Genomic DNA, 5,339 nt, shown 5'->3' with positions numbered 1-5,339 from the left:
TTTGGTAAAATGGTCTGTTTAAAAGGGCTTAATATTGAAGAAGTTACGCTTGAAGAGGTTATTGGAAATACTAAATCTGTAGAGCTTGATGATCAAAAGGTAAGAGCTGCAAGACAGATAGGAATTTCATTTGGAGATTAATCTATATAAAATAATTTAATATGACTTTAGAGGGATATACGAACTATTTTTTATGAATAGTTTTTATATCCCTCGTGTTTTTCTGCATTTTAACGAATTATAATTATAAATAAGGTTTTAATGTTCACCTTTTTAAAAAGATATGATATAATAAAATCATTAAAAGGAATTTTTTAGGGGGAGTTATTATGAAAAACTTATATGAAAATCCATTAAACTCAAGATATTCTTCAAAGGAAATGTCAGGTATTTTTTCAGATGATAAAAAGTTTTCTACATGGAGAAAATTATGGGTTGCACTTGCAGAGTGTGAAAAAGAACTTGGACTAAATATTACAAATGAGCAAATAAATGAATTAAAGAAATACATAGATGTTATAAATTATGATGTAGCACTTGAAAGAGAGAAACTAGTAAGACATGATGTTATGAGTCATGTTTATGCTTATGGAGTACAAGCGCCGAGTGCTAAAGGAATTATTCACCTTGGAGCTACTAGTTGTTATGTTTGTGATAATACAGACATTATAATTATGAAAGAAGCTCTTTTAGTTGTAAAAGGAAAGATACTTGCTACAATTAAAAATTTAAAGAAATTTGCATTAGAATATAAAAATATGCCAACACTTGGATTTACTCATTATCAAGCTGCACAGCTTACTACTGTGGGTAAGAGAGCAACTCTTTGGATGCAAGAACTTATCTTAGATTTAGAGAATTTAGATTTTGTTATAGATAAATTAAAACTTAGAGGTGTTAAAGGAACAACAGGAACTCAAGCTAGTTTTATGAATTTATTTGAAAATGATGAGGCAAAAGTTAAATCTTTAGATAAAATGGTTTCAAATAAACTTGGATTTGAAAAATCCTATGGTGTTACAGGACAGACTTATTCAAGAAAAGTTGATTCCATAATTCTTAATACATTATCAGAGATTGCACAAAGTGCTTATAAATTCTCTAATGATATTAGACTTCTTCAGAATTTAAAAGAGATAGAAGAGCCATTTGAAGCAAATCAAATAGGTTCATCAGCTATGGCTTATAAAAGAAACCCTATGAGAAGTGAAAGACTTGGATCTCTTGCAAGAATAGTTATAGTAAATAGTATGAATCCAGCTATAACAGCTTCAACACAATGGTTTGAAAGAACTCTTGATGATTCTGCAAATAAAAGAATTTCTGTGCCTGAGGCATTCCTTGCTCTTGATGGAGTTCTAAATCTTTATATTAATATAACTGAAAATCTAGTTGTATATGATAAAGTAATTGCTAGTCATGTAAATAATGAGCTTCCATTTATGGCTACTGAAAATATAATGATGGAGTCAGTAAAAAAAGGTGGAGATAGACAAGAACTTCATGAAATAATAAGAGAACACTCAATGGCAGCGGCTCAAAGAGTTAAAAGAGATGGATTAAATAATGATTTAATAGAAAGAATTATAACAGATGATAGATTTAATTTAAGTAAAGAAGAAATAATTAATATAATAGAACCTAAAAAATTTATAGGAAGAGCATCAAGTCAGGTTGATGATTTTATGGAAGAATATATTAACCCTCTTCTTGAAGAAAATAAAGATTTTAAAAGTTTCACAAGTGAAATAAATGTATAATAATTAAAATAGTAAAAGCAAGCAGGTAAAGTTAATTTATAACTTTACCTGCTTGCTTCTTTATATTCACTCATCTAATAAGTTCTCAGTATATAAAATATATTTTATTAAAACTTTTATGTAAAGTAGTCTTTAACTAAATTCTCACAACTTTACTTAATATTTCATATAATACTGTGAATATTATTATTTAGGAGGAGATTTTTTTGGATTTATTAATGCCAATTGCTCATAAAAAAGTTAAAGAGGTAACTGTTTATGATAAAATACCTGATGGAGTTAGTATTATAGGCGCACCCGAGTTTTGGGATGCTGGTTTAAGAGGGGCTGGTATAGTAGTGGCTATCATTGATACCGGATGTGATGTTTTGCACCCTGATATCAAGGATAGAATAATTGATACTGTGAATTTTACAAATGAAAATGCTAGAAATAAAAAAGATGTTACTGATTTAGATGGTCATGGAACACATGTAGCAGGAATTATTGCTGCTAGTGGAAATGATAAAGGAATCATAGGTGTTGCACCAGAGGCAGACCTTATGATACTCAAAGCATTGACATCTAAAGGTGGTTCTTACTCTTGGATTATGCAAGCTATAAACTATGCGATAGCTAAGAAGGTAGATATTATATCTATGTCTCTTGGTGGAAAATATGACTACAAACCTCTTCATAATATTATAAAGAGAGCAGTTGCAAATAATATACTTGTTGTAGCTGCATCTGGAAATGATGGAGATGGCGTTGGTTCTACTTTAGAAGTTAATTATCCAGCTGCTTATAATGAATGTATATCAGTTGGTTCTATTACAACTGAAAAAGATGGTAGTAGATTTAGTGCATCAAATAAAGAAGTTGATGTTGTAGCACCAGGACAAGGAAAAAATGGAAGAGGTATTATCTCTTTAGCACCTGGTAATAAATATGTAGAACTCATAGGAACATCTATGGCTACACCACATGTGGCTGGTGCTCTTGCTCTTATTAAAAATTGGGCTGTAAAAGAATTTGGTAGAGAACTTACAGAATCTGAATTATATGCACAGCTTATAAAGAAAACTGAGTCTTTAGGATTTAGTAAAACTATTGAAGGAAATGGAATCGTAAATTTAAATTTATAGTTTCTAAATTAGGGTGCTTTTTAGTATCCTTTTTTTTATTAACAGATAAGTTATTTAATTATATGTTACAATGGAGTGATATTATATAGTTTATTTATAAGGAGATACATGTGAATAGAGATGAATTAATAAAAATTTTTAATTCTAGTATAACTGGAAAGAAACATATGGATGCTAGAAGAATTATAGAAAATGACTTAATAACTGATTCAGATATTTCATCTGATGAATTTGTTATAAATATAGATTCCAATATTATCTCTGATAATCTTATGAGTTCTTATACTTGTAAGCTTGAACTTGATAATGAAAACAAAGAGATATTATCTTCATATTGTACCTGTGATGAGTATGAAAAATTTGAATTTTCAAAGAAAAATTATTGTTGTAAGCATTTAATAGCTACTTTTTATAATTCTTTAAATGATGTATTAGAGCTTTTAAATAAAAATACAGATATTAAAGCTATTTCTAATGATATTAAATCTAGTCTACTTGAAAATATAGTTGATTTAAAAGAAAGAAAAACTATACGATTTGAGGTTTATTTAGAGAAAGAGGCTTGGAATGATGGTATAAAAGCTTATTTTAAAATAGGTAATGGCACTAAATTTTATACACTGCGAGATATTGAACAATTTTTAGTACACTATTATAATAAAATACCTCTTCAATTTGGTAAAGACTTTATGTATTCTTGTAAAGAGCAAAAGTTAATTTTCTCTGATATTAAGATTATAGATTTTATAGAAATGTTAAATCAAATAGATGGACCTATGATTAAATTACATAGAAAAGATAAAAGACTTGTTGATGGTAAATATATAAAAATACCTGAGTACTTAATTAAAACCTTTTTTAATACAATTAAAGACTCTAAAATTTATATGTCTAGTGGATTTTATTCAAGAGATGTAGAAGCTTTTATATTAAATGAAAACCCTCCATTTAATATAGTGCTAAATGGCAGTGATGATGGTTATACATTAGTATATAAAGATAGTATTCCAAAAAGATTAAATTCTAAGAATAATGTCTTTAAGCATAGTAATTATATCTACTTGGCGGATGATGCTTTTTCACAAAATGTATCAGAACTTTTAAATATATTTGAAGATCAAAAAACTATAGATTTTTTAAAGCGAGAAGAAAATACTATTTTTAAGTATTTAATTCCTAAATTAAAAACTATTAGTAATGATTTGTTAGTGAATAACTATATTAAAGATAAAATACTCGATGTTGATCCTATATTTAAATTCTACTTAGATAGTAATAAAAACAATTTATCATTAAAGGTTAATATTTGTTATGACACTGTTGAATTTAATATATTTGATGAATTTACAGATAAATATATCTTTAGACGTTTAAATTTAGAAAATAAAGTTATAGCACTTGTTAGTAGAATAGGTTTTTCAAGAGATATATCAAATAATAATTTGATTTTTAATAAGGATGAAGAGGGAAAGTTTAATTTCTTTAAAAGTGATATTTCATTACTTCAAAAAGAAGGAGATGTTTTTTACTCTGATAAAATTAAAGGAATAAAAGTTTTAACTAGCAAAAGTTTTACTGCTGATATAAAAGCAGGTAAAAATAATTACTTTGATTTTAAATTTGATATTAATGGTATTAATAAAAATGAAATTATAAATATACTTAAATCACTTGAAAATAATATTAGGTATTATAAACTTAAAAGTGGAGAATTTATTGATTTAGAGAATATAGAGCTTAAGAAACTTTATAATCTTATAGAGTCATTAACAGCAAATAGAGTATCAAGTTTAAAAGAATTGAATATTAACTTTAATAAGGGAAAATCTATTTTTATAAATGATCATATTAAAGATAACGCTATTAAATTTATATCTGGAACTGAATACTTAAATAAAACAGTAAAAGAGTTTAATGATTTTAAAGAAAATCCTATTAAATTACCTATAACATTAAATGCAAAACTTCGTGAATATCAAGTTCATGGCTTTAAATGGCTTAAATCTATGAAGAAACTCGGTAATGGAGCTATACTAGCAGATGAAATGGGACTTGGAAAAACACTTCAAGCAATAAGTTTCTTATGTTCAGAAATAGAAGAGAATCCAAAGTCAAAAACTTTAATAATAACTCCAACCTCACTTGTTTATAACTGGGGAGCTGAATTTGATAAATTCACAAATATAAAACATAGTATGGCAATAGGTGATAAAAAGCTTAGAATTCCTATTTTAGAGGATTTTAAAACAAACGACATAAATATACTTATTACAACATACGGAACGTTAAAGAATGATTTAAAGCTATATGATGACATGATATTAAATCATCTTATTATAGATGAAGCTCAAAATATAAAAAATAGTAAAGCTATATCTACAAAAACAGTAAAAAGTATAAAAGCTGATGTTAGATTTGCACTTACAGGAACACCTGTTGAAAATTCAGTTAAAGA

General features: G+C 26.9%; 3 protein-coding genes. All 3 read left to right on the top strand.

Annotated elements, in window-relative coordinates:
- Positions 1-329 precede the first annotated feature (329 nt).
- Complete coding sequence (gene purB / locus Q0V15_RS11605) at positions 330-1,760, top strand: adenylosuccinate lyase (RefSeq protein WP_297439183.1); 1,431 nt, start codon at positions 330-332, stop codon at positions 1,758-1,760.
- Between the two features lie 206 nt (positions 1,761-1,966).
- Positions 1,967-2,884: a S8 family peptidase gene (locus tag Q0V15_RS11600; protein ID WP_297439181.1), complete on the top strand. Its 918-nt coding sequence runs from the start codon at positions 1,967-1,969 to the stop codon at positions 2,882-2,884.
- A 110-nt stretch (positions 2,885-2,994) separates the two neighbouring features.
- Positions 2,995-5,339 (top strand): SNF2 helicase associated domain-containing protein (locus Q0V15_RS11595; RefSeq protein ID WP_297439179.1); only part of this gene is annotated, 2,345 nt, incomplete at its 3' end.

It is taken from the genome of uncultured Clostridium sp. (assembly GCF_947036855.1).
Lineage (GTDB): Bacteria > Bacillota > Clostridia > Clostridiales > Clostridiaceae > Sarcina.
The sequence above is the reverse complement of the archived record's forward strand: the minus strand, read 5'-3'. Positions and strand labels throughout refer to the sequence as shown.